Source organism: Marinobacter sp. G11 (assembly GCF_021282325.1).
Lineage (GTDB): Bacteria > Pseudomonadota > Gammaproteobacteria > Pseudomonadales > Oleiphilaceae > Marinobacter > Marinobacter vinifirmus.
The window spans coordinates 107,733-134,567 of the sequence record NZ_JAJSPB010000003.1 but is presented as its reverse complement, the minus strand read 5'-3'; the positions used below and the strand labels follow the sequence as shown (position 1 = coordinate 134,567).

Below are 26,835 nucleotides of genomic sequence, written 5' to 3'. Positions count from 1 at the left end.
ATCAGTCTCAAGAACTCTATTCCCAGGAACAGACCTATGCGCACCGCATCCCGTTTTGTCATCGTCATCATTTTCCTTGGTGTCGTCCTTGGCGGCATTTTTGGCTACAAGTTCATGCAATTTGGCCAGATGAAGGAAATGCTGTCACAGCCTCAGCCGCCGGCGATCATTTCCGTGACCAAGGCAACCACCGAAAACTGGCAGCCGGCCATCAAGGCGGTGGGCAGCGTAGAAGCCATTAACGGTATTGAGGTGGCCAACGAGGTGCCGGGAGTGATTCAAAGCATCAGCTTTGAATCCGGCGATGCGGTTAAACAGGGAGACGTCCTGGTTCGTCTGGATGCCGCTATCGACGAAGCCGCCCTGCGCACCCGTCGGGCCGAGGCTCAACTGGCGCAGCAGGAGTTCAAGCGGATTTCCGACCTACTGCCGCGGCGCGCCGTGTCCCAGTCCCAGTACGACGAAGCCAAGGCCAACTACGATGCCGCCCGGGCACGGGTGAACGAGGCCGAGGCCCAGCTGAACAAGAAGGTGATCAAGGCCCCGTTTGACGGCAAGCTGGGCATCCGGATGGTGGACCAGGGCCAGTACATTGGCACCGGCACCCCGATCGTCGAGATCAACATGCTGCACCCAATCTACGTGGACTACACACTGTCCGAGAAATACCTGCCGGATGTCGACCAGGGCTATCCGGTGTCTGTCACTGTAGCCGCAGTGCCTGACCGCACCTTTGAGGGTGACGTCAGCGCCATTAACACCTCGGTGAACCCGGAAACCCGCACCGTGCGCATACGCGCCATCCTGAACAACGAAGATAACCTGCTGCGCCCGGGTATGTTTGCCACTGTCCAGACCGGCCAGCCCCGGGATAACGAAGTGGTCACCCTGCCCCGCGAGGCTATTTCCTATAACACTTACGGCAACTTCGTGTTCGTAGTGGAAGAAAACGATGAAGGCCAGCTGGTGGTCAGCCGCCGCAGCGTCACCACCGGCGAAGTCCGTGAGGGCAGGGCCTCCGTAACGTCCGGCCTCGAATCCGGTGAAACCGTGGTTGCCAAGGGCCTGCTCAGGCTCCGGGCCGGCCAGCGGGTTGAGATTCAGGACGAATCCGGCCAGGAGGCGTCTGAGTAATGAAATTCACCGATATATTTGTCCACCGGCCAGTCCTGGCCACGGTGGTCAGCCTGCTGATCCTGCTGCTCGGTGCCCGGGCCGCCATGGAAATGGAAATCCGCCAGTACCCGAAGCTGGAAAGCACCACGGTGACGGTAACCACCGCCTACCCCGGTGCCAGTTCGGACCTGATCAAGGGCTTTATCACCACGCCGCTACAACAGGCCATTGCCGAAGCCAGCGGCATTGATTACCTGACCTCCACCAGCTCCCAGAGCGTGTCCACCATCCAGGCCAAGATGGTGCTGAACTACGACGCCAACGATGCCTTGGCGGAAATCCAGGCCAAGGTGGCCAGCCAGCGCAACGTGCTGCCGGCAGAAGCCGAAGACCCGGTGATCACCTCCACCACCGGTGACGACACCGCACTGATGTACATCGCCTTCTACAGCACCGAGCTGGATGTACCCCAGATTACCGATTACCTGACCCGTGTTGTTCAGCCCAAGCTGCAGGCACTGTCTGGCGTGGGTAAGGCCCAGCTGCTGGGCCGAACCTTCGCCCTGCGGGTATGGCTGGATCCGGAACGACTGGCTGCGGTAGACCTGACGCCGGTAGAAGTGGCCGCCAAGCTGCGGGCCAACAACTACCAGGCCGCCGTGGGCCAGACCCGGGGCAAGTACACCGAAGTGAGCCTGACCAGCGACACCGACATCGCAGACCCGGAAGCCTTCCGCAACCTGGTAGTGAAGCAATCCGGCGGCACGCTGATCCGCCTTCAGGACATTGCCAGGGTGGAACTGGGCTCCCAGAACTACGACCAGCTGGCCCTGTACAAAGGCCAGCCGGCCACCTACGTGGCCATCGAAATGGCGCCCGGAGCCAACCCGCTGACGGTAGCCGGACTGGTGAAAGACGAACTGCCCGACATCGAAAGCCAGCTGCCCAGCGGCCTGAATGTACGCCTGGCCTACGATGCCTCGGACTTTATCGACGACTCCATCAACGAAGTTATCCGTACCCTGATCGAAGCCATGATCATCGTGCTGGTGGTGGTGTTCCTGTGCCTGGGCTCAGTACGTGCCTCCGTGGTGCCGTCGGTTGCCGTGCCGCTGTCGCTGATTGGCGGCGCCTTCATCATGCTGATGTTCGGCTTTTCCCTGAACCTGCTGACCCTGCTGTCTATGGTGCTGGCCATCGGCCTGGTCGTGGATGACGCCATCATCATGGTGGAGAACGTGCACCGGCATATCGAGCAGGGCGAGTCCAGGTTCGAGGCCGCCATTAACGGTGCCCGGGAGATGGCCACCCCAATCATCGCCATGACCACCACCCTGGTGGCGGTGTACGCCCCCATCGGCTTTATGGGTGGCCTGGTGGGCTCACTGTTTACCGAGTTTGCCTTCACCCTGGCCGGCACCGTGGTCATCTCCGGCATCGTGGCCTTGACCCTATCGCCCATGTTGTCCGGCAAGGTGCTCAAGCCACACGGCAACCCGGGCAAGTTCGAGCAACTGGTGGAGAAAACCTTCAACGGCCTGGCCAATGCCTATAAAGCAGCACTGACCTCTCTGATGCAGACCAAGTCGGTGGTGGTGTTCTTCGCCGTGGTGGTGCTGGGCTCCATTTACTTCATGGTGATGATGAGCCAGAACGAACTGGCCCCCACCGAAGACCAGGGCATCCTGTTCTATCAGGGCCTGGGGCCGGAAACGTCCACCCTGGACTACCTCTATGAGCACGGCCAGGAAGTGCAGGACCGCATGGCCACCGTGCCCGGCTACAACGAAGACTTCATGATCCTGGGTGTGACCAGCCCGAACGCCGTGTTTGGCGGCTTCAAGATGTCGCCCTGGAGCGAGCGGGAAATCAGCCAGTTCGAGGCCCAGCCGCTGCTGGATGCCGAGCTGAAGAATGTCACCGGGCTGCAGACTGCAGTGTTCCCGCTGCCGGCCCTGCCGGGCTCCGGCGGTGGCCTGCCGTTCCAGTTTGTGATCACCACCGGCGGCAGCTACGAGCAGCTCGACCAGGTGGCCGATGAACTGCTGGGCAAGGCCATGCAGAGCGGCAACTTCATGTTCCTTAAGAAATCCATCAACTTCGACAAGCCGAGCACCCGCATTAACGTGGACCGTGACCGGGTGGCAGACCTGGGCCTGTCGATGCAGGATGTTGGCCAGTCGCTGGCCAGCATGCTCAGTGGTGGTTACATCAACCGCTTCAACATGGAAGGCCGCTCCTACCAGGTGATTCCACAGGTGGACGACCAGTTCCGCGCCAGCCGTGAAGCACTGGATGACTACTACATCCGCGCCGGCAACGGCGAGCTGGTACCGCTCTCCAGTGTGGTCAGCTTTACCGAGGAAGTGGAACCATCCAACCGCACCCAGTTCAACCAGCTGAACTCGCTCACGCTCGAAGGGGTGGTCATGCCCGGCGTGGCAGCCGGTACCGCCATGGAGTTCATGGAGCAGACTGCTGGAGAAGTGTTCCCGCAGGGCTTCAGCTTCGACTACACCGGCGAATCACGGCAGCTGGCGACCCAGGGCAGCGCCCTGGTGGTGACCTTCTTCCTGTCCTTGCTGGTGATCTACCTGGTACTGGCGGCGCAGTTCGAAAGCTGGCGCGACCCGATCATCATCCTGGTGTCGGTGCCCATGTCCGTTGCCGGCGCCATGGCGTTCATCGTACTGGGCTTCGCCAGTATGAACATCTACACCCAGGTGGGCCTGATCACCCTGATTGGTGTGGTGTCGAAGAACGGCATCTTGATTGTGGAATTCGCCAACCAGCTACAGAAAGAGCAAGGCCTGAACAAGGTAGAGGCGGTGATTGAGGCTGCAGCTATTCGCCTGCGGCCGATCATCATGACCTCACTGGCACTGATCTTCGCCATGGTGCCGCTACTGATAGCCGTGGGCCCTGGCGCCGAAAGCCGGTTTGCCATCGGCCTGACCATCAGTGCCGGCCTGGGCATTGGCACCCTGTTCACCGTGTTCGTATTGCCGGCGTTCTACATCCTGCTGGCCCGTGACCACCACGGCTCCGCCGCTGATGAGTACGAAGATCAGGAAAGTGCCGGCGCCAGCAGCTCCTGAGCCTGCAAACGCCGGCGCCACTGAACCGTTTCGCTGGGCAGCTCTCCGAAGTGTTCCCGGTAGAGCGCCGCGAAACGGCCAAAGTGGCTGAAACCTTCATCGCCGGCATAGCGGGAAATGTGAGGCACTGCGCACTGGCAGTCCACCAGCCGCCGGCGCACGCGAATCAGCCGGCAGCGCTGGTAATAGCGATAGGGTGTCATGCCGGTCTGCCGTTTCATCAGGTAGTAGAGGTTGCGCTCGCTCACCCCGGCGTGGCTGGATAACTCCTGCAGGTCAAACTGCCAGTCCGGCTCTGTCCGTATCTTGATGATGGCCTTGAGTAGCCGCCGGTCGGGCTCCGGAATGGCTGTCGTTGCCGAGGCAGCAGCGGTGTTTCCGCGAAGTATCCCGTTGATCTCCTGCAACAGGGTTTCCGCCGCCCGGCATCCGTGATCGTGGTCTTGCAGAAATCCGACCTGGAACAGGAACCCGTGGATACAACGGGTGATCGCATCACCAATGGCCGGGCCTGTATGCGGCGCATCGGGCTGGTCTGCCAGCCGGAGCAGGAGCACACGGCTGTCTGCCGCCACCCTCAGGCTGAAGGTTTGAGCAGGCGGAATTACCTGAAACGGAAAGACCGTGGTCGCTGCCTTACCGGCAGACACAACCTCACACCGCCCCTGAACCCGGAACACCAGCAAGGGCGAATCCAGGCAGCAGTGTTTCAGGATGAGATTCTGGCTGACTGATAAAGCGGCAACCATGCCTGCTCCGACTTCCAGCGCCGACAACGAGCCGGCTTCGGCTTTCGGCCGGGACCAATCACAAACCAGCCCGGTGCAGCCCAGCAAATCCTGCAGGGCCAGCGTCCACTCCCCGCAGGCGGCGCGGTTCAGGCGAAGGTAAGATTCCAGCTCGGAATTGACGATAAAGTTCTGCATACTACTCAGACAGGTAAAAGGTGAGACTGCTGTTGTAAGCAACATTCCCACAAATCCCTAGCCAGATCTTGCAAAACCCCTGCATTCTTTGTGGTTAATAGGGATTTATTGATGCTTATCAAACTCTCACACAGGCAACATAACAGGACACACCCTTGACCCTCGGAACCCTCTTCTGGCTTTTCGTTGCCGGCTTTCTGGTCTGGTACTGGTGGCAGGCCAAGGCCATCAAAGACTCGGTACTGCAAGCCGCTCACCGTTATTGCAAAAGCATGGACGTGCTTCTGCTCGACGATGCCGTGTACCTGCGGGGCCTGTGGTTCAAGCGGGACCAACAAGGCAGCCTGAGGGTGTGGCGCCGGTTCCTGTTCGACTTCGCCACCACCGGCGAGGAACGCTATACCGGCCGGGTGATCATGCTAGGCCGCAAGATCGTGCACATGGAGCTGGATCCACACCGGTTCTGACCGAAGACTGCTTACAATTCGCTACCTGAAAATTCCGAATCCAGGCCTTGCCCGGCCGACCTGAAACATAACTGTCATATTTATGTAGCATCCTTGCGCCAGCACAACTTCTTGTCCTGAATAGGTTTTCTGGCGATGTCTTATTCCGTTTCTGCAGCTTTCAAGGCCGGCGCACTGGCGCTGTTGACTGCCCTGCCCCTGTCTTCCACCCTGGCCCATAACCTGGAAATTCACGGCTCCAACACCGTAGGTGCCACCCTGGCCCCCATGCTGGTGACCGGCCACCTGGAACACATCGGTAGCGGCGCGGTTAAGGCCGACTCCACCGGCGTGGAAAACGAAAAGATTCTGAGCATTGCCAGCGAAGGCGGCACCGTGAGCGTGCTGGTGGCTGCCCACGGTTCCAGCACCGGTTTTCGTACCCTGGCCAGCGGCCAGGCCGGCATCTGGGCGTCTTCGCGGCCGGTGAAACCGGGGGAAGCGCAGCAGGTCAGTGCACAGGCCGACCTGACCGCACTGGAAAGCGAGCACGTAATTGCCATCGATGGCCTGGCCATCCTGGTGCACCCGTCCAACCCCGTCAGCAAGATGAGCATTCAAACGCTGGGGCAGATCTTTGCCGGCGAAATCCGCAACTGGTCAGAACTTGGCGGCCCGGACCGCGCCATCAGCCTGTACGCCCGGGACGACCGTTCCGGCACCTGGGATACCTTTAAATCCCTGGTCCTCGGCAAAACCTACACGCTGGACAGCAGCGCCCTGCGCTATGAATCCAACGACCAGCTTTCCGACGATGTGTCCCGGGACCCGGGCGGCATCGGCTTCTCGGGCCTGGCCTCGGTGCGCAACAGCAAGCTGCTGGCCATTTCCGACGGCAATGCCCCGGCCCTGAAACCGAACCAGCTCACCGTGGCCAGCGAAGACTACCCGCTGTCACGCCGGCTGTTCATGTACACCATGGGCAACCAGACCCCGGAATTCGCCCGCGGACTGATTGAATTCGCCCTCGGCAATGAAGGGCAGGCGCTGGTGGCCGAATCCGGCTTTATTTCCCAGAATCCGATTGCGGTAAAGCCGGAGCTTGATAGCTCGGTGCCGGACACCTTCAAACGCCTGACCGCCGAGTATCAGCGCCTGACTGTGAACTTCCGGTTCTCGGAAGGCCGCACCAAGCTGGATAACAAAGCCCAGCGTGACCTGCTCCGGGTGATCGATTACCTGGAACAGCGAGGCCGCTCGGCGGACGATCTGTTGCTGATCGGCTTTGCCGACGCCCAGAGCCACGAACTGCGGGCCCAGATGATTTCCGAGCTGCGGGCGCTGTCGGTTCGCAAGGCCCTGCACCAGGCAGGACTGCCCCGGGTGGCCTACACTGGTTACGGACAATACATGCCTGTAGGTGGCAGCGGTAACCAGAGAAACGGCCGGGTGGAAGTCTGGATCAGGGCCCGATAATTTTCCTATACTGCCATTGTCACCACCAACCAACAGACCGGGACAATGGACATCAAAAACGACCACCGCTTCGCCATCAACCTGAACGTTCGGGGCATCCAGCCCTCCTCTACCCTGCGCATCAACGAGCTGAGCAACCAGCTGCGATCGGAAGGTAAGGACATTATCAAGCTGGGACTGGGCCAGTCTCCGTTCCCGGTGCCGGAACGTGTGGTTAACGCCCTCAAAGAACACGCCCATGAGAAAGACTACCTGCCGGTAAAAGGTCTGAAAGGCCTGCGCCAGGCCATTGCCGGTTACATCAACCGGGCCGAGCGTATGCGGTGCACCTGGGAAGACGTACTGATCGGCCCGGGCTCCAAGGAACTGCTGTTCATCCTGCAGCTGGCCTACTACGGCGACCTGCTGATTCCGCGACCGAGCTGGGTGTCCTATGCACCCCAGGCCCGCATCATCGGTCGTTCGGTGCACTGGCTGCCAACCCACGCGGAGAACAACTGGCAGCTGACGGCGGAAGAGCTGGACATCATCTGCCGGGACGATCCTTCACGCCCGCGCATCCTGATTCTGAACTACCCGTCGAACCCCACCGGTTGTACCTACACCGACGATCAGCTGCTGGCCATCGCCAACGTGGCGCGCAAGTACAACCTGATCCTGTTGTCGGATGAAATCTACGGCGAAGTGCACTTCGAGGGCCGGCACAAGTCCATCGCCCGCTACTACCCGGAAGGCACCATCATCAGCACCGGCATGAGTAAATGGCTCGGCGCCGGCGGCTGGCGTCTCGGCACCTTCATCTTCCCGCCGGAACTGCGCCCGCTTCAGGACGCCATGGCAATCATCGCCAGCGAGACCTTCACCTCCACCAGTGCGCCCATCCAGCATGCGGCAATCACGGCATTCGAAGGCGGTGAGGACATCGACGAGTACCTGAAACAGTCCCGCCGGGTGCTGAAAGTGGTGGGCGAATACATGTATTCCCGCCTGAGCGCCATGGGCGCCGTGGTTCGTAAGCCGGAGGGAGCGTTCTACCTGTTCCCGGACTTCTCCGCCTTCAGTGAAAAGCTGGCCCGCAAGGACATCAAAACCTCCCAGGCCTTCTGCACCGCCCTGCTGGAAGACACCGGCGTGGCCATCCTGCCCTCCAGTGATTTCGGCTTTGTGCCAGACCACATGGGCGCGCGTTTGGCGTTCGTGGATTTCGACGGCACCCAGGCACTGGAACTGGCCGGCGGTGACTATGCCGACCAGGAACTGGGCGACGACTTCGTCAAGGAAGCCGGCCCGCGCCTGGTACTGGCCATGGACAAGATGGAGAAGTGGCTGAACAGCCTCTGATTCTGTCGTGGTAGACTGGCACCCTCATGTTTTCTGACCGGGGGTGCCATGTCTGACTCTGTTTCTCTGCGCGAAATCACCGATTTTGCCGAAGCGCTGGCTGTTGAAGCCGGCGAACTGATCTGCCACGAGCGTGACCAGAACACCCTTCGCACCGACTACAAACACCAGACCGAACTGGTCACCCATGCCGATGTGATGGCCGATGAGTTCATCACCAACGCCATCCGCGAGCGCTTCCCGGATCATCGCATCCTGTCTGAAGAAACCATGCCGGACCTGTCCCAGGCCGAGTCCCTGGATACCCCGCTGTGGATCATCGACCCCATCGACGGCACGGTAAACTACGCTTACGGCCACCCCCAGGTGGCGGTGTCCATTGCCTATGCGGAGCGCGGGCAGGTACAGGCAGGTGTGGTACACGCGCCCTTCCCCGGCGAAACCTTCCGGGCCACCAAGGGCGAAGGCGCCACCCTGAACGGCCAGCCCATCCGCCACAGTGGCGCCACGGAACCGCGGCAATCCCTGTTCGCCACCGGTTTCCCCTACACCAAGGACAACCTGGAACCGCTGGTTCGCCGGCTGGATGCGATGATCCACCAATGCCGCGACCTGCGCCGCATCGGTTCGGCGGCACTGGATATCTGCTGGGTGGCCTGTGGCCGCCTGGACATTTACTACGAAAACGTCAGCCCCTGGGACTTCGCCGCCGCCCGCCTGATCGCCTGGGAAGCCGGCGCCACGGTGGGCCACTTCGGCGATGTACCGGATGACTACCCGGCCGACCTCTGGGGGCGCGACATCCTCATCTCCGCCCCGGCTGTGTGGGAGCCAGTTCGCTCCATACTCCGTTCGGCGTCTGGTTACGACTGAGCTTCGGGGCTTGGGAGTTGGGGGCGCCTAGCCTTCGAGTTCGGGGGCGTGTTGTGGGTGGGGGTTGCCCTTCGCAGAAGCGCTCCTTCGGCACATCCATGTGGCGCTTGTCTTCGGCCATCCATGGCCTACGAAATTCTGCGAAGGGCAACCCCCACCCACAACGGTCAAACTCCGGGAGAGTACCGGGCCCAACTACGCGAAGTCTGCGCTACGTCAGAAGTTCGCGCTCTCATGAAGCGAAGATGGTGTTTTCGGCGCGATTCCCGTGAAGTCAGAAAGGCGCTGGCTGGATACCCTTTCCCGAAATTTCGGAGGCCATGGATGGCCGGAGAGAAGCGCACATGGATGTGCTCGTAGCGGTTTCGGGAAAGGGTATCCAGCCAGTGCCCTGCCCCCCAACCTGAAGGCTTAGGAGACTATGCCCCCGAAACCTGCAGGCTAGGCGTACCAGAACTCAGCCCCAGACGGCCTCGGCAACCAGGCGCCACGCCTCGTCGAAGTCGGTGGAGGGCAAGCGGGAGAATGAGGAGCGTACGAAGCGCTGGATGCGCCCTTCGAGGAACACCATTACGAAATCGGCACCACGGGCTGCGCTGGTGCGCGGCCGCAGGCCCTGGCGGATTTCGCCTTCTTTCAGGGCCTGGCGGAATTGGGTTTCCAGGCGTTCGAAAAACTGGGACGCGCGCTTGCGCAGCGACTCGTCTTCGCCCATCAGGGCATCGCCCGTCAGCACGCAGCACAGGCCCGGGTTGCGCTCGGCGAACACCAGTACCAGGTGCACCAACTGCTGCAAACGCACACGAACGTCTTCCTGCTCCTGCAACACCACCTGGCAACGAGAGAACACGGCGTCCTCGGCAAATTCAATGAGGGCTTCGAACATTTTGCGTTTGCTGGGGAAGTGCCGGTACAGGGCCGCCTCGGTGACACCCACGGTTTTGGCCAGGCCAGCAGTTGTGATCCGGGCCCCGGGGTCTTTTTGCAGCAATTCAACAAGGGCCTGCAGGATTGTGTCCCGCCGGCTGGGTTTTTGAGTGGTCATATCAGGACTACAGCGCTCTGTTTTTTTTGCCACGGACACTCACGGAATCTCACGGACATTACAGATCTGTTTTTGGTCCGTGAGCGTCAGTGAGTGTCCGTGGCTAATATTTTCTGTTTATTAAAAGAAAGTGCCGTCGATCGGCGACGACGCGCTGGCGTACAGCTTCTTCGGCATACGTCCAGCAAGGTAGGCCTCGCGGCCGGCTTCGATGGCCAGGCGCATGGCGTTGGCCATTTTGATCGGGTCTTTGGCCTGGGCGATGGCGGTGTTCATCAGCACGCCGTCGCAGCCCAGTTCCATGGCGATGGTGGCGTCTGAGGCGGTGCCTACGCCCGCATCCACCAGCACCGGCACCTTGGCATTCTCGACAATCAGCCGGATGTTGTAGCGGTTCTGGATGCCCAGGCCGGAGCCGATGGGGGCACCCAGAGGCATGATGGCAACACAGCCCATTTCTTCCAGGCGCATGGCCAGCAGCGGGTCGTCGGAGCAATACACCATTACCTTGAAGCCGTCTTTGATCAGCTCTTCGGCCGCCGCCAGGGTTTCCGGCATGTTGGGGTACAGGGTTTTGTGTTCGCCCAGCACTTCCAGTTTCACCAGGTCGTGGCCATCGAGCAGTTCGCGGGCCAGTTTGCAGGTGCGTACCGCGTCTTTGGCGGTGTAGCAGCCGGCGGTGTTTGGCAGGATGGTGTAGGCATCCGGGGAAACCACGTCCAGCAGGTTGGGCTCGTCCGGGTTCTGGCCGATGTTGGTTCGGCGTACCGCTACGGTCACAATCTCGGCACCGCTGGCTTCAATGGCGTGGCCGGTTTCCATCAGGTCGTGGTACTTGCCGGTGCCTACCAGCAAGCGGGACTGGTACACCTTGCCGGCAATTTCCAGGGGTTTGTCTTCGGGGAGCTGAATCTCTGGTGTGTCTGTCATAGCCTGCCTGATTTCTGTCGGAATGAGAGTCGGGAGTGGTCGTTCGCAGCAAGGAGGATTAACCGCCTCCGATGGCGTGTACCACCTCCACACGATCACCTTCGCTGAGGGAAAAGTCCGGGTGCTGGCTGCGGGGTACGATGTCTTCGTTCACTTCCACCGCCACGCGTTTGCCGGCCAGTGCGAGTTGCTCAATCAAGGCGGCAATGGTGGCTCCGTTCGGGAGTTCCATGGCTTCGCCATTAACCTTTACCTGCATGGTTGTGATCACCTTTGTTATTTCTTCAGGGCTGCGATGGCCAACAGGGCCCAGCCCACCATGAAACACAGCCCGCCTACCGGAGTAACCGGCCCAAGCCAGTGGGTTCCTGTCAGCACCAGCAGGTACAGGCTGCCGCTGAACAGCAGGATGCCCACCAGCCAGAAGCCGCAGGCCACGGCCAGGAGTTTCCGGGGCAGGCCGAGTACCGGCATCAGGCTGGCCACGACGAGGATCAGGGCGTGGTACATCTGGTAGCTGACTGCGGTCTGGAACACTTCAAGGCCACGTTCGCTCACCAGGTTACGCAAGCCGTGGGCACCGAAAGCGCCGGCCATGACCGCCAGCAAACCGGCAACGGCGCCGGCTACCAGTGCCCAGCGTACAATCCGGGTGTTGCTGTCAGCTGCAGTCACAGTGAATTTTCTCTCCGGTATCCAGGTTCATCATGGTCAGGGCACCGCCCCATACGCAGCCGGTGTCCAGGCCGATAAACCGTTCGCTGCCGGTTTTACCTTCCAGCGCCGCCCAGTGGCCGAACACCACGGTTACGTCGTCTTTGCGCGGGTAGGTAAACCAGGGTGCGAAACCTTCCGGGGCGCTGGCAGCCGCTTCCTTGGTGGCCAGCTCCAGGCTGCCATCCTGTGCAATAAAGCGCATACGGGTGAAGTAATTGGTGATCACCCGCCAGCGATCCATGCCGGTGAGGGTATCACACCAGCGTTCGGGCTGATTGCCATACATTTGGCTGAAGTATTCGCCGGCATTGTCGCCGCGGATCACCGCTTCCACTTCCCGGGCACAGGCCACGGCCTGTTCCACACTCCAGATGTGGGGCAGGCCGGCGTGGGCCATCAGCAGGTTACGACCGGCATCGTGCACACACAGATGCTGCTGGCGCAGCCAGTGGATCAGCTGCTCATGGTCCGGGGCTTCGAGAATGTCGTGCAGGGTGTCTTTCTTCTTCGGGCTATGGCCACCGAGCGCTACCGCCAGCAGGTGTAGGTCATGGTTACCCAGCACCACCACCGCGGAACTGCCCAGGCTTTTGATGTAGCGCAGGGTTTCCAGCGAGGACGGCCCCCGATTGATCAGGTCACCGGCCACCCAGAGCCGGTCCCGGGACGGTGAAAAATCCACCTTGGCCAACACATCCCGCAGGCGATCATAGCAACCCTGAATATCGCCGATGGCGTAGTCAGTCATTACTTACCTCCTTGTTCCCGGCCGGCCCAGCTCCGCTATCCACCAGCAAATCCGCAATCTTTACATAGTCGGCCAGGCTCAGGTTTTCCGGGCGTAGTCCGTCGTTGATGCCGAGGGATTGCAACTGCTCCACCGTTACCATCGAACCCAGCGCCTTGCGCAGGGTTTTGCGGCGGGCATTGAAGGCGGTACGTACTACGGCCTGCAGGGTTTTCAGGTCTTTCGCCGGGTGTGGCAGTTCTTTGTGGGGCACCAGGCGGACAATGGCGGAATCCACCTTCGGAGCCGGGCGGAAGGCGCCGGGGCCCACTTCAAACAGCGGCTGCACCTTGCAGAAATACTGGGCCATGATGCCCAGGCGGCCATAGTTGTTGTCGCCGGGTACCGCCGCCAGCCGCTGGACCACTTCTTTCTGCAGCATGAAGTGCATGTCTTGCACCACGCCACTCTGTTCCAGCAGGTGGAAAATCAGCGGGGTGGAAATGTTGTACGGCAGGTTACCGACAATACGCAGGGGGCGGTCGGTCATCAGCTCACGAAAATCGAAGTTCAGGGCGTCGGCCTCGTGAATCTGAAACTCCGGGTAGTTGAAAAACTTGGTTCGCAGCACCGGGATCAGGTCCCGGTCCAGCTCCACTACCTGCAGGCGCGGATTGATCGCCAGGATCTCTTCGGTGATGGCGCCCAGGCCGGGGCCGATCTCGACAATGGCATCGTCCGGCTTGGGGTTGATGGAACGGACAATGCGTTCGATCACGCCCGGATCGTGCAGGAAGTTCTGGCCGAAGCGCTTGCGGGCCTGGTGGCCGTGTTTGTTACTCATGATGATTCTCCGGCCTGTGCGGCCTTGCGGCAGCGGGCCATATGCTCGCCCACCCGAATGGCGGTGTGCAGGCTGCCTGCGTCAGCCTTGCCGGTGCCAGCCAGGTCAAGCGCGGTGCCGTGGTCGACCGAGGTGCGGACAATGGGCAACCCGAGGGTGATGTTTACGGCACGGCCAAAGCCCTGGAATTTCAGCACCGGCAGGCCCTGGTCGTGGTACATGGCCAATACCGCATCGGCATTGTCCAGCCAGTGCGGAGTAAACAGGGTATCCGCCGGCAGCGGCCCGGTCAGCTGTATGCCTTCGGCGCGCAACTGTTCCAGGGTTGGCTCGATCACCTCGATTTCTTCCCGGCCCAGGTGGCCGCCTTCCCCTGCGTGGGGGTTCAGGCCCGCCACCAGGATGCGCGGCTGCTCAATGCCGAAGAAGGTTTGCAGGTCGGCATTGAGAATACGGGTTACCTGGGCCAGACGCTGCGGCGTGATGGCCGCCGATACGTTTTTCAGGGGTAAGTGGGTGGTTACCAGCGCCACCCGGAGTTCTTCCGTGGCCAGCATCATCACCACCCGTTCAACGCCACACAACTCCTGCAGGAATTCGGTGTGGCCGCTGAAGGCAATGCCGGCTTCGTTGATCACGCCCTTGTGCACCGGCGCGGTGACCATGCCGTCAAAGGAGCCGTTCAGGCAGCCACTTGCCGCAACTGTCAAGGTATCCAGCACATACTGGCTGTTGGCGGCATCCAGCTGCCCGGCTAGCGTTGACTGGCAACCATCCACATGCCGAACTGACAGGTGTCCGGCCCGGGTTTCCGGCACCATGCCCGGTTGCCAGTCATGAAGCTGGACCTCCAGGCCAAGCGCGCTGGCCCGGGCCTGTAACAACTCGCGGCTGGCAATTACCACCAGCCCGGCGTCCCGGGCTTCGGTGGCCAGCTGCAGGCACAGTTCCGGGCCGATACCGGCCGGCTCGCCTGCGGTCAGCGCCAGGATGACCGGTGTGCTCATGACGGGTCTGTTTCCTCGCTTTGCGGGTTCATATCGGCGAACTCGCCCTTGAACTCCACGAAAGCTTCATCACGGACTTCCCGCAGCCAGTTCTGCAGTTCCTGCTCGAACTTGCGCTGATAGATGGCCTGGCGGGCCTGGGATTCGCGGGCCTCGGCGGTGACGTCCTGCTTGCGACGCTCCTGAACCTGCAGAATATGCCACCCAAACTGGGAGCGCACGGGGCCGTATATTTCACCCACATCGGCGTCCAGCATGGCCTGCTCAAACTCGGGGACCATCTGGCCCGGGCTCACCCAGTCCAGGTTGCCGCCATCAGAGCCGGATACCGGGTCGTCTGACAGCTCACGGGCCAGTTCCGCAAAGTCGGCACCGTCCTGCAACTGGCGGTAGATATCGCGGATCCGCTGCTCGGCCTGGGCCTCGGTCACCGCTGCGGACGGGCGAACCAGTATGTGGCGAACCTTGTGCTGTTCGATAATCTGCTGCTGCTCACCACCACGCTTGTCCATTACCATCACCAGGTGGAAGCCGCTGTTGTTCTCCAGCACGGCAGACGGCACACCCGGCTCCAGGTCCGGCACCACCGGCGCCACCAGCGACGGCAGCTGGCTTTCAGAGCGCCAGCCCATATCACCACCCTCAAGGGCGTTGCTGGCGTCGGATTCGGCAACAGCCACTTCCCGGAAATCCCGGCCATCCAGGATCTGCTGGCGCAGGTTATCCGCCAGGTTACGGGCCTGGCGCACAGACGCCTCGTTACCCGGCTCGTCTACCTGGATAAAGATATAGGCCAGGCGGTATTCAGCACCATCGCTGCCGGCACCGGCCTGGGCTTGCAGGTAGTTTTCCACTTCGTTATCGGTAATGCGCACCCGGTTGCCCACCTGGCGCTGCTGCACCCGACTGGTAAGCATCTCGTTGCGGATCTGCTCCCGCGCCTGCTGGTAGGTCACACCTTCTTCCGCCAGCTGGCTTTCGAACTGGGCCATGGTCATGCCATTGCTGCGGGCGATATTGGCCAGGGTTTCGTTCAGCTCGTTATCGCTGATGCGCATGCCCATTTTGTCCGCCATCTGCAGCTGGACGGATTCAGCAATCAGCTGCTCCAGTACCCGCTGCTCCAGCATCTGGCGTGGTGGCAGGCCGGTACCCTGGGCACTCAGCCGGCCCACAATGGTGTTCACCCGGGCTTCCAGCTGGGTCTGCAGGATGACATCGTCGTCGACAATGGCGACCACCCTGTCCAGCAGCTTGCGTTCAGCCTGTACCGCCAACGACATGGTCATCATGGCCATGGTCAGCAGCAGGGTCAGTCCGTGGCGTACAGTCGCCTTCATAGTCACCTCTTGGTTTGTGCATTCCGGGTCGTCAGCCAGGCAAGGCCCGGCTAACGGTATTGGTTCGTTTTAGCGGCGCTGAGTTCCGAAACGGCGGCGCTCGCGCTCGTCATAGCCGTAGATGGCATCGGCAATGTTGTCAGATGCTCCGCCACTGCCGCCCAGGCCTTTCAGCTCGATCCGGAACAGCAGTCGGGTATCCAGTTCTTCATCGTCGGTCAGGTAATTCTGGTGCACTAGCTGCACACTCCAGCAGCAGTTGTTGTATTCCAGGCCGGCCAGGGTACCCACGGTACGGTCCAGTTTCGAATCCCACACCCAGCGGCCGATAGCACTGACCCGGTTGGTGACCGGCAACACGGCACCTACATCGGTCTGTTCAATGTCATCGGGCCGGCTGTAGGTATGGCCCAGCGTTGCCAGGTACCGATAATCCTCGGAATGGAAAATCAGCTGGCTGCGGCCTTCCTCGGTTCTCTGGGTGTCATGGTCCCACAGGCCGGAGCTGCGGATTTCCAGGTTATCAACCGGGTTCAGCACCAGCTCACCGGCCAGCGGCGAGTTACTTCGGTCGGAGGCACCCTGTCCGAACAGGCTCACTTCCCGGTCATCAAAATAGCGCACCTGGCCAATACTGACCCGGGCCCGCTCGGCGCCGGTCAGCAGGTCGTTGAAGCGACTGGTCAGGGCCACGGTCAGCTGGTTGGCATCCCCCACCCGGTCACCGCCGGTGAAGCGATCACGCTGGAACAACTCGTCGAATCGGAAGCTTTTCAGGCCGGTGTCAAAATCCGGGATGTCGTTCTGGTCGGCCTCGGCATCGGCCCAGGCGTAATAAAGCCGGGGCTCCAGGGTCTGGTTATAGGGAATATCGAACAGGCTGGAGCGGCGGTCAAAGTACAGGCCGTTGTCCCACTCGAACACCGGCACCGTGCGATCAAAACTGCTGTTGCCGAGTGTGTAGTCTTCCAGGTCGTAGCGGGTGTAATCCAGGCTCACCGACGGCCGGCTGAAACCCCAGAGCGCGCGCATGGGCAGCGCCAGTTCAGGAATCGCACGCACCCGCTGGCCATTGGCCCGGTTCAGACCGGTCAGGTTTTCGTTATCCCGATAGAACCAGGAGTACTGGCTTTCGATGCCCGCCTCGAAGGCCCCCACCTCGGTGGTTCCGGCATACAGCACTTCCGGCAACAGATTATAGGGTTTGTTGACGTCGGCAATACGTTCGGCAATGGTCTGGTAGCCATTCAGGTAGGCATCAAAATACTGGTTCTGGTCGGAATAACGTACACCGCCGCGACGCTGCAGGTGAGTCGCCTGGTCAATTTCCAGGGAGCGGTTCAGGTCGCTCAGGTAGTCTTCGTCAGACACCACCGAGAAATCACCGTAACCACTCCAGCCACCACCGAAGGCTGCCCGGGTCGACAGATCCAGGGCCCAGCGCTGGCCGTCTGCGCCCGGATTCTCGTCTTTGTAGTAGGAATCGTCATCGATGTAACCCAGCTGCAGCACTGACTCCCCGAACCGGCTCAGATACCGGCCTTCCAGTTCGGTAAACAGGCCCCGGCCATGAATGTACTGAGGCGTGAGCGTGGCGTCGTAGTGGGGCGCCAGGTTCAGGTAATAGGGCAAAGCCAGGAAGGCGCCGCTACCGGCACTGGACGAGCCGAACTGGGGATACAGAAAACCGGTCTTGCGACGGTCATCAATGGGGAAACTGATGTAAGGCCAGTAGAACACCGGGGCATCCAGCACCTCAAGGCGCACATGCCTGGCGGTACCGAAGCCTTCAGCCTGGTCCAGCTCGATATCCGAGGCAACGATGGCCCAGTCGTTCTGGCCCGGGCCGCAGGTGGTCAGCAGGCCATCGGTAATCAGCACCTGGCTTTCACCAACGCGCGACAGGGACGATGCCTCGCCGCGCATCTCGGATTCGTGCAGCAGGAAGGTGGCGGTGTTGATATCCAGTTGACCGCTTTCGGTGGAGTAGCGGGCGTCTTTACCGGTCAGCAGGAAGCCTTCGCCCCGGCTTACCAGAGGCCCCTGCAGGTTCAGGCTTCCGGAGCGGGTGTCGTATCGTGCCTCGGAGCCGGAGGCCTGGAAGCTGCCCTGGCGCAGCCGCACATCCCCCTGCAGGTACAGCTCCGCATCCAGCTCGTAGCGGGCACTGAGCGCACTGGCCTCCAACGGTGCCTCGGTCTCTCCGGCCGGCAGTACCGGCATGGCTCCGCCGGCTGTGCCGGAAGGCAGGTAGCCGCCATCGCAGAAGACTGGCAAGCCAGCCTGTACTTCAGCCGGTAACTGGCTGCGGGGCCGCCAGTCGATCTCGGCCGCACTCGGTGCCTGCTTGCCGGCATCCTGGGCCAGGCCAGCTGCCGGTGCCAGGGCCATCGCCAGCAAAAGCCCGCCGCAACGGAGCTTGAACCATAACAGGTGACGGTAACGGCTGGGCACGACGGCAATATTCCTGTTCCGGATAAATGGCGACTGACACTAAAAACAGCTGCCTAGTTTACACGCGCCCCCCGGGGTTGTTAACGGAAACCCCGCTGCAAATCCGTTTTACCCTCTTTATACTCCTCTGCTAACGTTCCCGGACACCAAAGACAACTCAGGACGCACCCGACAACCATGGATACCCGCCTGCAACTGCTGACCGACTGGGTCAGGCAAATTCCCGGTTTCAACAGCGCCAGCCCGGAACCGGTTTCCGGTGACGCCAGTTTCCGCCGTTACTTCCGGGTTTGGCGGGAAACGCCGGGCCAGCCCCGAACAGCGTTTATTGTCATGGATGCCCCGCCGGCACACGAAGACTGCCGGCCCTTCGTCGCCATTGCCGAACACTGGCACCGCCACGGCGTGCATGTACCGGCCATCGAGGCCCAGGACCTGCAACAGGGGCTGTTGCTGCTGGAAGATTTCGGTGATCGGCTGATGCTGGCAGAACTGGACGGCGACAGCGCCGACACCCTGTACCGCCAGGCGCTGGACGAGCTGGTGCGAATCGGGCAAATGCCACCGCCCGCGAATTATCCGTTGCCGGCCTATGATGACGCCCTGCTGGACCGGGAGATGGCCCTGTTTCCGGACTGGCTGCTGGAACAGCACCTGGAGCTGACGCTGGACAACCAGGACCGGGCTTTGCTGGAAACCGCCTTCGGCCTGCTGAAAGAAAGCGCCCTGGCCCAGCCGGAAGTGACCGTGCACCGCGACTACCACTCCCGCAACCTGCTGATTCGCCCGGGCCAGATCGCCCCCGGGGTGATCGACTTCCAGGATGCCGTGACCGGCCCGGTAACCTACGATGCGGTCTCCTTGCTGAAAGACTGCTACGTGCGTTGGCCGGAAGCCGATATCGCTAACTGGCTGGAACATTATCGCCAGGTTAGCCTGGACGCCGGGCTGCACCGGGCCGACGCCGACACCTTCCGGCAGTGGTTTGAGCTGATGGGCATGCAACGGCACCTGAAAGCCGCCGGCATCTTTGCCCGGCTGGCCATCCGGGACGGAAAGGCCGGCTACCTGGCCGACATTCCCAGAACCGTCCGCTACATCCGCGACGCCAGCGCCCGCCAGCCAGCCTTCCGGCACTTCCACGAATGGCTGTGCGAGGTGGTGATTCCCGCCATCGAAGAACGCATTGGTCCGTTGCCGGCTGCGGAGGCCCGCCAGCCGTGAAAGCGATGATTCTGGCGGCAGGCAAAGGCGAGCGCATGCGCCCGCTGACCCTCACCACTCCGAAACCCCTGCTCGAAGCCGGCGGCAAACCGCTGATTGCCTACCACCTGGAAAACCTGCACCGGGCCGGCTTTCGCGACTTGGTCATCAACCACGCCTGGCTCGGGCAACAGATCGAACAGGCCCTGGACACCGGCGAGGCATTCGGCCTCACGATCCGTTATTCACCGGAAGGCGAACCACTGGAAACCGCCGGCGGCATCGTCCGCGCCCTGCCCCTGCTGACCGGCGGCGGGGAAGACTGGTTCCTGGTGATCAACGGCGACATCTGGACAGACTTCCCACTGGCCGAACTGCAACCGCCCGCCACTCCGGATTGCGATGCGCTGCTGGTCGTCACCGACAACCCGGCTCACCATCCTGACGGCGACTTCGCCCTGCAACAGGACGGCACCCTGGCCAGCGAAGGCACGGACAAACTTACCTTCACCGGCATCAGCCTGCTCCACCGGCGGCTGTTTACCGGACTGGACGACAACGCCGGCAAACTGGGGCCTGTGCTTCGCCGCGCCATGGTGGCCGGGCGGGTGCGGGGCCTGCACCATCGCGGCCAGTGGATGGACATAGGTACTCCGGAGCGATTAGCAGAACTGGATCGCAAATTGCGCTGATATCCGTAGCACCCGCGCTGCGAAAAGCCGCGCCAAGCTGGTAGACTTGCCCCATTCCATTCAGCCGACGAATCACCTGATCGAGAGAGCCACGATGAACCCCTATCTGATTGCGCCGTCCATCCTCTCCGCCAACTTTGCCCGGCTGGGCGAAGAAGTTGATAACGTACTTGCCGCCGGCGCCGATGTGGTGCACTTCGATGTCATGGACAACCACTACGTGCCCAACCTGACCATCGGCCCCATGGTGTGCGAAGCCCTGCGCAAGCACGGCGTAACCGCCCCCATCGACGTGCACCTGATGGTATCGCCGGTAGACGACCTGATCCGCATGTTCATCGACGCCGGCGCCAGCTACATCACCTTTCACCCGGAGGCGAGCAAGCACATCGACCGCTCCCTGCAACTGATCCGCGACGGCGGCTGCAAGGCCGGCCTGGTGTTCAACCCGGCCACGCCCCTGAGCTACATGGATTACGTGATGGACAAGCTCGACATGGTGCTGCTGATGTCGGTCAACCCGGGCTTTGGTGGCCAGAAGTTCATCCCCGGCACCCTGGACAAACTCCGGGAAGCCCGCAAGAAGATTGATGCCAGCAACTACAACATCCGGCTGGAAATCGACGGCGGCGTAAAGACCGACAACATTCGGGAAATCGCCGAAGCCGGCGCCGACACCTTCGTGGCCGGTTCCGCCATTTTCAACACGCCGGATTACAAAGCCACTATCGATGCCATGCGCGCCGAGCTGGAACAGGCCCGCAAGGTGATTGGCGGATGAGCCTGAAAGGTCTGTTTAATCCCCGCTGGCCCGGCGTTGCCCTGTTCGACCTGGACGGCACCCTGGTAGACAGCGCGCCAGACCTGGCCGCGGCGGTCGACCAGATGCTGGAGCATCTGGGCCGCAAGCCCGCCGGTCTGGAGAAAGTGCGCATCTGGGTCGGCAACGGGGCCGGCATCCTGGTGCGCCGGGCCCTGGCCGACAAAACCGACTGGGAACCTGCGGCACTGAAAGACGAAATCCTTTACAACGACGCGCTTGAAATCTTCTACCACGCCTACGGCCAGATTAACGGCCGCAATGCCGTCGTGTTCGACGGCGTAACCGAGTGCCTGAACCACCTGCGCAGCCTGCGCTGCAAGATGGCCGTGGTGACCAACAAGCCGGACCGCTTCGTGGCCCCGCTGCTGAACAAGGCCGGGCTGGACCAGTACTTCCGGATCTGGGTGGGCGGCGATACCCTGGACGTGAAGAAACCGGACCCGGCACCGCTGCTCTACGCCATGGAACAACTGGGTGGCACCCGGGGCACCACGGTGATGGTGGGTGACTCCGCCGCAGACGTTAACGCCGCCCAGGCCGCCGGCATTCCATGCGTGGCCGTGCGCTATGGTTACAACTTCGGGGGCTCGGTAAACAGCCTCGGTGCCGACGCGGTTGTTGATTCGCTGGCCCAGCTTTTGTAATCTCGCAAGGACGTTTTACTTTGAACACATCATTTCGGGAGATTCCTGCCGTGCAGGGACTGAATCTGACTGCAGCGCGAGGCATCCTGACAACCCGCGCAACACGATGGTGGCGATGGCGCACCGGCTGAGCAAGCCACGGGGCTGATGGCACACGCCTGCATGCCCGCACCACCTGTCACAACGGTGTAACACCGTTCTGACAAAACGCAGATCAGATTTCAGGAAACCGAACCATGACACCCGAGCAATTCCGCGAGCTCGCTGAAGCCGGCTATAACCGCATCCCTGTGTACCGCGAAGTACTGGCGGACCTGGACACTCCCCTCAGCACCTATCTGAAACTGGCCAGCGGGCCCTATTCCTACCTGTTCGAATCGGTACAAGGCGGCGAGAAATGGGGCCGCTATTCGATCATCGGCTTGCCCAGCCAGGAAGTGCTGAAAGTCTTTGACCACCGCATTGAAGTAAGCCGTAACGGCGACGTGGTCGAGCAGGCGGAAGTGGACGACCCGCTGGCCTTCGTCGACGAGTACCAGCAGCGTTTCAACGCCCCGGACCTGCCCGAACTGCCCCGCTTCAACGGCGGCCTGGTGGGCTATTTCGGCTACGACACCGTGCGCTACATCGAAAAGCGCCTGCGCAACAGCTGCCCGCCCGACAAGATCGGCACCCCGGATATCCTGCTGATGGTGTCCAACGAAATCGTGGTGTTCGACAACCTGCGCGGCAAACTGCACCTGATTGTGCATGCGGACCCATCCGCCACGGGAGCCTACGAGCAGGCCCAGGCCCGCATCGACGAACTGGAAAACCAGCTGCACCGCCAGACCGCCAACGCGCCCCGCACCCCGGAACATCTGCGCGGCAAGGTGGTGGACGAGAGCGACTTTATTTCCGGCTTCAGCCAGGACAAATTCGAAGCCGCGGTGGACAAAATCAAGGGCTACGTGCTGGACGGCGACGTGATGCAAACCGTCATATCCCAGCGCATGTCGATTCCCTTCGAAGCGCCACCGCTGAATCTGTACCGGTCCCTGCGCGTGCTCAACCCGTCACCGTACATGTACTTCCTGGACCTCGAAGACTTTCACATTGTGGGTTCCTCGCCGGAAATCCTGGCCCGGGTGGAAGATGAAGAAGTCACCGTGCGCCCCATCGCCGGCACCCGCAAGCGCGGCGCTACCGAGGCCGAAGACAAGGCGCTGGAAAAAGAACTGCTAGAAGACCCGAAAGAAATCGCCGAGCACCTGATGCTGATCGACCTGGGCCGCAACGACGCCGGCCGGGTGTCGGAAACCGGCACCGTGAAGCTGACCGACAAGATGATTGTCGAGCGCTATTCCCACGTGATGCACATTGTCTCCAACGTCACCGGTCGACTGAAAGAAAACACCAGCTGCCTGGACGTGCTGCGTGCCACCCTGCCCGCCGGCACCCTGAGTGGCGCGCCGAAGATCCGCGCCATGGAAATCATCGACGAACTGGAACCGGTGAAGCGTGGCGTATACGGCGGCGCCGTAGGCTACCTGTCGTTCAACGGCAACATGGACACCGCCATCGCTATCCGCACTGCGGTGATCAAGGACAACACCCTGCACATCCAGGCCGGCGCCGGCGTGGTGGCAGACTCCATTCCCCGCCTCGAATGGAAAGAAACCATGAACAAGGGCCGGGCCATCTTCAAGGCTGTGGCCATGACCTACAACGACTACGACCACTGAGGCGGAGGAACAGATTATGTTGCTGATGATCGATAACTACGATTCCTTCACCTACAACGTGGTGCAGTACCTGGCCGAGCTGGGTGCCGATGTGCAGGTGTACCGCAACGATGAAATCACCATCGAGCAGATCGAGGCCCTGAAGCCCGAGCGGCTGGTAATTTCTCCGGGCCCCTGCACGCCGAATGAAGCCGGCATTTCCATGGAGGCGATCCGCCACTTTGCCGGCAAGCTGCCGATCCTGGGCATTTGTCTGGGCCACCAGTCCATCGGCCAGGTGTTCGGGGGCGACATCATTCGCGCCGGCCAGGTCATGCACGGCAAGGTTTCCCCGGTATATCACAAAGACACCGGCGTGTTCCGGGGCCTGAACAACCCGCTGCAGGCAACCCGTTACCACAGCCTGGTAATCGACAAGGACACCCTTCCCGAGTGCCTGGAAATTACCGCCTGGACCCGCAACGACGACGGTTCCATTGAAGAAATCATGGGCGTGCGCCACAAGACCCTGCCCATTGAAGGTGTGCAGTTCCACCCCGAGTCGATCATGACCGAACAGGGCCATGAACTGCTGCGCAACTTCCTGAGAACATAATAAAGAGGCCCCCCACATGGATATGAAACAAGCCCTCAGCCGCATCGCCTCCAACCTGGACCTGTCCCGGGAAGAGATGAAGGATGTGATGCGCATCGTGATGAACGGCGAAGCCACCGACGCCCAGATCGGCGCATTTCTGATGGGCCTGCGCCTGAAAAGCGAAACCATCGACGAAATCACCGGCGCCACCGAAGTGATGCGCGAACTGGCCACCAAGGTGGAAATCAACGCCAGCCCGCTGGTGGATATCGTGGGCACCGGGGGCGATGGCGCCAACCTGTTCAACGTCTCCTCGGCATCCGCCTTTGTAGTGGCCGCCGCCGGCGGTTATGTGGCCAAGCACGGTAACCGCGGCGTGTCCTCCAAAAGCGGCAGCGCTGACCTGATCGAAAAGGCCGGCATCAACCTGGATATGAAGCCGGAAGAAGTGGCCCGCTGCGTGGAACAGATCGGCGTCGGCTTCATGTTCGCCCCGGCCCACCACGGCGCCATGAAACACGCCATCGGCCCGCGCCGGGAGCTGGGCTGCCGGACCATCTTCAACATCCTCGGCCCGATGACCAACCCGGCCGGCGTCACCCGCCAGCTGATCGGTGTGTTCACCAGGGAACTGTGCCGCCCGATGGCGGAAGTGATGCAGCGCCTGGGCGCGGAACACATTATGGTGGTCTGCTCCAAGGACGGCCTGGATGAGATCAGCCTGGCGACAGTGACCCACGTTGCTGAACTGAAAGACGGCGAAATCACCGAATACGACCTCACCCCGGAAGACCTGGGCATCAAGAGCCAGTCGCTGGTGGGTCTGACGGTAGATGGGGCTGACGAGTCACTGGCGCTGATCAAAGCCGCCTTCGGCCGCAGCCACGACGAAACTACCGAGAAAGCCCGGGACATGATCGCCCTGAACGCCGGCGCGGCTATCTATGTGGCGGGTCTGGCCAGAACAGCCAAAGAAGGCGTCGATATGGCGCTGGACGCAATGGGCTCTGGCCTCGCGGCCGGCAAGATGTCTGAGCTGGCTGACTTTTCTCAGTGCTTTTAATCCCGGCCTGTTGAATTCGGTGCCGGACGACCGGCTGGGGAGGGGCGTTCCAAAACACGCCCACAAGTACATCCCTGTAGGGCTTGACTGCAGCCATCCCTGGCTGCAGACAGTTTTGGAACGCCCCTCCCCAGCCGCTCTCGCAAACTATTTACGGGCCTGCTATGACTGACAGACATTTGGATAAGACTCCCACTATTCTTCGGAAGATCGTTAACCGGAAATGGGAAGAGATCGACGAACGGAAGCCGAAAGTTTCCATTGCAGACCTCAGAGCCATGGCCGGCGATCAAGCCCCGGCTCGTGGGTTCGCGAACGCACTGCGGACTCGCATCGAAGCGCAGCATCCGGCGGTAATCGCAGAGATCAAAAAAGCTTCGCCCAGCAAAGGCATCCTTCGCGATCCATTTGAACCCGAACGCATTGCCGAGAGCTACGAGAAAGGCGGCGCAGCCTGCTTGTCAGTGCTTACCGACCACGATTTCTTCCAGGGCCATGAAGACTACCTGAAAGCCGCCCGAGCCGCCTGCAGCCTGCCGGTGATCCGCAAGGACTTCATGGTGGCGCCCTATCAGGTGTATGAAAGCCGGGCCATTGGCGCCGACTGCATCCTGCTGATTGCCGCGTGCCTGACCAAGGACCAGATGCAGGAACTGGAAGGCATTGCCCATGAGATCGGGCTGGATGTGCTGGTGGAGGTTCACAACGGTGAGGAGATGGACGATGCCCTCACCCTGAGTACGCCGCTGGTGGGGATCAACAACCGGAACCTGCACACCTTTGACGTGTCGCTGGACACCACCTTCGACCTTCACGAGCGCATTTCTGCCGACCGGCTGACGATTACCGAAAGCGGCATCATGACCCGTGCAGACGTTAAGGCTATGACCAGCCGGGGCATTTACGGCTTCCTGGTGGGTGAATCCTTTATGCGGGCGCCGGAGCCCGGGGAGAAACTCCAGGAATTGTTTTTCCCGGAAGGCTAATGAATAAGCATAAACGGGCCGGCGGGCAGGGCTGACCAAAATCGTGCGTAGCCATGGATGGCGGAGCCGAGCGTACAGGGACGTATTTACAGCGTATTTTGGTCAGCCCTGCCCGCCGGCCCGTGCACAAACACCTGCATTAAAAATCAGCTCTCAGGCTCAGCCAAAGCTTCCTGCAGCAATTCCAGCAGATGAGCGGGCATGCCTTCCGCCAGCTTCAACGCAGCTTCGTGGGCCCGGGGGCTCATTTTGTCCCAGGTGCGGCGCACGATGCGCAGCCACTTTTCCTTGTCGAAATCGGGGTTGTCTTCGAAGAACCCGGCAAAGTACCGTTCCAGAAACACCATGCAGGCCACGTCTTCCAGCAACTGGGTATCTTCGTCTTCCCGCAGTTTGCGCTTGGTGATGATCGTTTCTACCCGCTCGCATTCTTCCTGCGGATAGCCGCATTCCGCCATAATCTCCGCCGCCCGGCGGCCGTGCATCCGGCCACAGGCCAGGCGCCATTGATAGTAATTCTTGCGGCCTTCGCCATAGTCGCTGCGGGGCATGGTCCAGCGCTCCAGGTGCTGGGCCCGGCAGGCAATCTGCATGCGTTCTGAGGGTTCCGGTTCCAGCGCGAACAGCCAGCGGGTCATGTGCAGGCTGTAGGCGTATTCCCTGGGCAGTTGCTGGCCGTCTACCTGCTCAGTATTCGGGTCTGCCCGGTTGGCCCGGTCGATGGCTTCCAGTGTGTTCATCAAGGTTTGTTGCGTCATACCATGTCCTGTTGCTGATCCTGAC

The 26,835-nt window shown here is 61.3% G+C and carries 25 protein-coding genes; 14 read left to right on the top strand and 11 right to left on the bottom strand.

All coding sequences use genetic code 11. The annotated features are described in order from the left end of the window. Positions 1–36: 36 nt before the first annotated feature. Together LWH94_RS03180 and LWH94_RS03175 are read left to right on the top strand one after the other, a co-directional pair. Entirely contained in the window at positions 37–1,134 is a 1,098-nt protein-coding gene (locus LWH94_RS03180; RefSeq protein WP_199458200.1) for an efflux RND transporter periplasmic adaptor subunit, read from the top strand. Continuing rightward, complete coding sequence (locus tag LWH94_RS03175) at positions 1,134–4,214, top strand: efflux RND transporter permease subunit (RefSeq protein WP_199458201.1); 3,081 nt, start codon at positions 1,134–1,136, stop codon at positions 4,212–4,214. Before LWH94_RS03180 ends, LWH94_RS03175 begins: the two co-directional genes overlap by 1 nt. On the opposite strand, the gene LWH94_RS03170 is transcribed toward LWH94_RS03175, so the two are convergent. Then, a complete protein-coding gene (locus tag LWH94_RS03170; protein ID WP_228285794.1) occupies positions 4,184–5,185 on the bottom strand; it encodes an AraC family transcriptional regulator in 1,002 nt (333 codons plus the stop codon). The genes LWH94_RS03175 and LWH94_RS03170 overlap by 31 nt on opposite strands. 110 nt (positions 5,186–5,295) lie before the next feature. Here LWH94_RS03170 and LWH94_RS03165 point away from each other — a divergent pair, with 110 nt between their 5' ends. The 4 genes from LWH94_RS03165 to LWH94_RS03150 all read left to right on the top strand — a co-directional run bounded on the left by LWH94_RS03165 (position 5,296) and on the right by LWH94_RS03150 (position 9,276). After that, positions 5,296–5,607 carry a DUF3301 domain-containing protein gene (locus LWH94_RS03165; RefSeq protein WP_232901229.1) on the top strand — a complete coding sequence of 104 codons (312 nt, stop codon included), beginning with the start codon at positions 5,296–5,298 and terminating at the stop codon, positions 5,605–5,607. 135 nt (positions 5,608–5,742) lie between these two features. Then, on the top strand, positions 5,743–7,062 hold the full coding sequence (locus tag LWH94_RS03160; RefSeq protein WP_232901228.1) for a substrate-binding domain-containing protein: 1,320 nt from the start codon (positions 5,743–5,745) through the stop codon (positions 7,060–7,062). Positions 7,063–7,107: 45 nt separating this feature from the next. Continuing rightward, complete coding sequence (locus LWH94_RS03155; protein WP_232901227.1) at positions 7,108–8,403, top strand: pyridoxal phosphate-dependent aminotransferase; 1,296 nt, start codon at positions 7,108–7,110, stop codon at positions 8,401–8,403. Between the two features lie 48 nt (positions 8,404–8,451). After that, positions 8,452–9,276 carry an inositol monophosphatase family protein gene (locus LWH94_RS03150; protein ID WP_232901226.1) on the top strand — a complete coding sequence of 275 codons (825 nt, stop codon included), beginning with the start codon at positions 8,452–8,454 and terminating at the stop codon, positions 9,274–9,276. A gap of 457 nt (positions 9,277–9,733) precedes the next feature. Here the strand turns inward: LWH94_RS03150 and slmA are convergent, their stop codons facing one another. The 9 genes from slmA to LWH94_RS03105 form a co-directional block, all read right to left on the bottom strand. Continuing rightward, positions 9,734–10,321: a nucleoid occlusion factor SlmA gene (gene slmA / locus LWH94_RS03145; protein ID WP_232901225.1), complete on the bottom strand. Its 588-nt coding sequence runs from the start codon at positions 10,319–10,321 to the stop codon at positions 9,734–9,736. 120 nt (positions 10,322–10,441) lie between these two features. Further along, the gene (locus LWH94_RS03140; RefSeq protein WP_022988423.1) at positions 10,442–11,251 is read right to left on the bottom strand and encodes a thiazole synthase; all 810 of its coding nucleotides are present in this window, start codon (positions 11,249–11,251) and stop codon (positions 10,442–10,444) included. Positions 11,252–11,309: 58 nt separating this feature from the next. Further along, the gene (gene thiS / locus LWH94_RS03135; RefSeq protein ID WP_232901224.1) at positions 11,310–11,510 is read right to left on the bottom strand and encodes a sulfur carrier protein ThiS; all 201 of its coding nucleotides are present in this window, start codon (positions 11,508–11,510) and stop codon (positions 11,310–11,312) included. 17 nt (positions 11,511–11,527) lie between these two features. Beyond that, entirely contained in the window at positions 11,528–11,926 is a 399-nt protein-coding gene (locus LWH94_RS03130) for a DUF423 domain-containing protein (RefSeq protein ID WP_094625827.1), read from the bottom strand. After that, positions 11,913–12,716 (bottom strand): symmetrical bis(5'-nucleosyl)-tetraphosphatase, encoded by an 804-nt coding sequence (locus LWH94_RS03125; RefSeq protein ID WP_232901223.1) that lies wholly within the window; start codon positions 12,714–12,716, stop codon positions 11,913–11,915. The genes LWH94_RS03130 and LWH94_RS03125 overlap by 14 nt, the downstream gene beginning before the upstream one ends. After that, a complete protein-coding gene (gene rsmA, locus LWH94_RS03120) occupies positions 12,709–13,539 on the bottom strand; it encodes a 16S rRNA (adenine(1518)-N(6)/adenine(1519)-N(6))-dimethyltransferase RsmA (protein ID WP_232901222.1) in 831 nt (276 codons plus the stop codon). The genes LWH94_RS03125 and rsmA overlap by 8 nt, the downstream gene beginning before the upstream one ends. Next, positions 13,536–14,546, bottom strand: a complete 1,011-nt coding sequence (pdxA, locus tag LWH94_RS03115) for a 4-hydroxythreonine-4-phosphate dehydrogenase PdxA (RefSeq protein WP_232901221.1) — start codon at positions 14,544–14,546, stop codon at positions 13,536–13,538. The genes rsmA and pdxA overlap by 4 nt, the downstream gene beginning before the upstream one ends. Beyond that, positions 14,543–15,886, bottom strand: coding sequence for a peptidylprolyl isomerase (locus LWH94_RS03110; RefSeq protein ID WP_232901220.1), 1,344 nt, complete (start codon positions 15,884–15,886; stop codon positions 14,543–14,545). The genes pdxA and LWH94_RS03110 overlap by 4 nt, the downstream gene beginning before the upstream one ends. 69 nt (positions 15,887–15,955) lie before the next feature. After that, positions 15,956–18,277: an LPS-assembly protein LptD gene (locus tag LWH94_RS03105; RefSeq protein ID WP_232901264.1), complete on the bottom strand. Its 2,322-nt coding sequence runs from the start codon at positions 18,275–18,277 to the stop codon at positions 15,956–15,958. A gap of 240 nt (positions 18,278–18,517) precedes the next feature. On the opposite strand from LWH94_RS03105, the gene LWH94_RS03100 reads away from it, so the two are divergent. From LWH94_RS03100 to trpC, 8 genes are all read left to right on the top strand, one after another. Further along, complete coding sequence (locus LWH94_RS03100) at positions 18,518–19,564, top strand: aminoglycoside phosphotransferase family protein (protein WP_232901219.1); 1,047 nt, start codon at positions 18,518–18,520, stop codon at positions 19,562–19,564. Further along, positions 19,561–20,235, top strand: coding sequence for an N-acetylmuramate alpha-1-phosphate uridylyltransferase MurU (gene murU, locus LWH94_RS03095; RefSeq protein ID WP_232901218.1), 675 nt, complete (start codon positions 19,561–19,563; stop codon positions 20,233–20,235). The genes LWH94_RS03100 and murU overlap by 4 nt, the downstream gene beginning before the upstream one ends. 94 nt (positions 20,236–20,329) lie before the next feature. Beyond that, positions 20,330–21,016, top strand: a complete 687-nt coding sequence (gene rpe, locus LWH94_RS03090; protein ID WP_022988433.1) for a ribulose-phosphate 3-epimerase — start codon at positions 20,330–20,332, stop codon at positions 21,014–21,016. Then, a complete protein-coding gene (locus tag LWH94_RS03085) occupies positions 21,013–21,702 on the top strand; it encodes a phosphoglycolate phosphatase (protein WP_232901217.1) in 690 nt (229 codons plus the stop codon). The genes rpe and LWH94_RS03085 overlap by 4 nt, the downstream gene beginning before the upstream one ends. A gap of 236 nt (positions 21,703–21,938) precedes the next feature. After that, on the top strand, positions 21,939–23,426 hold the full coding sequence (trpE, locus tag LWH94_RS03080) for an anthranilate synthase component I (protein WP_232901216.1): 1,488 nt from the start codon (positions 21,939–21,941) through the stop codon (positions 23,424–23,426). Positions 23,427–23,442: 16 nt separating this feature from the next. After that, positions 23,443–24,021, top strand: coding sequence for an aminodeoxychorismate/anthranilate synthase component II (locus tag LWH94_RS03075; RefSeq protein WP_232901215.1), 579 nt, complete (start codon positions 23,443–23,445; stop codon positions 24,019–24,021). Positions 24,022–24,037: 16 nt separating this feature from the next. Further along, positions 24,038–25,066 (top strand): anthranilate phosphoribosyltransferase, encoded by a 1,029-nt coding sequence (gene trpD / locus LWH94_RS03070; protein WP_232901214.1) that lies wholly within the window; start codon positions 24,038–24,040, stop codon positions 25,064–25,066. A 164-nt stretch (positions 25,067–25,230) separates the two neighbouring features. Continuing rightward, positions 25,231–26,052, top strand: a complete 822-nt coding sequence (gene trpC, locus LWH94_RS03065; RefSeq protein WP_232901213.1) for an indole-3-glycerol phosphate synthase TrpC — start codon at positions 25,231–25,233, stop codon at positions 26,050–26,052. Between the two features lie 146 nt (positions 26,053–26,198). On the opposite strand, the gene LWH94_RS03060 is transcribed toward trpC, so the two are convergent. Beyond that, complete coding sequence (locus LWH94_RS03060) at positions 26,199–26,810, bottom strand: DUF4202 domain-containing protein (protein WP_232901212.1); 612 nt, start codon at positions 26,808–26,810, stop codon at positions 26,199–26,201. Positions 26,811–26,835: the final 25 nt, after the last annotated feature.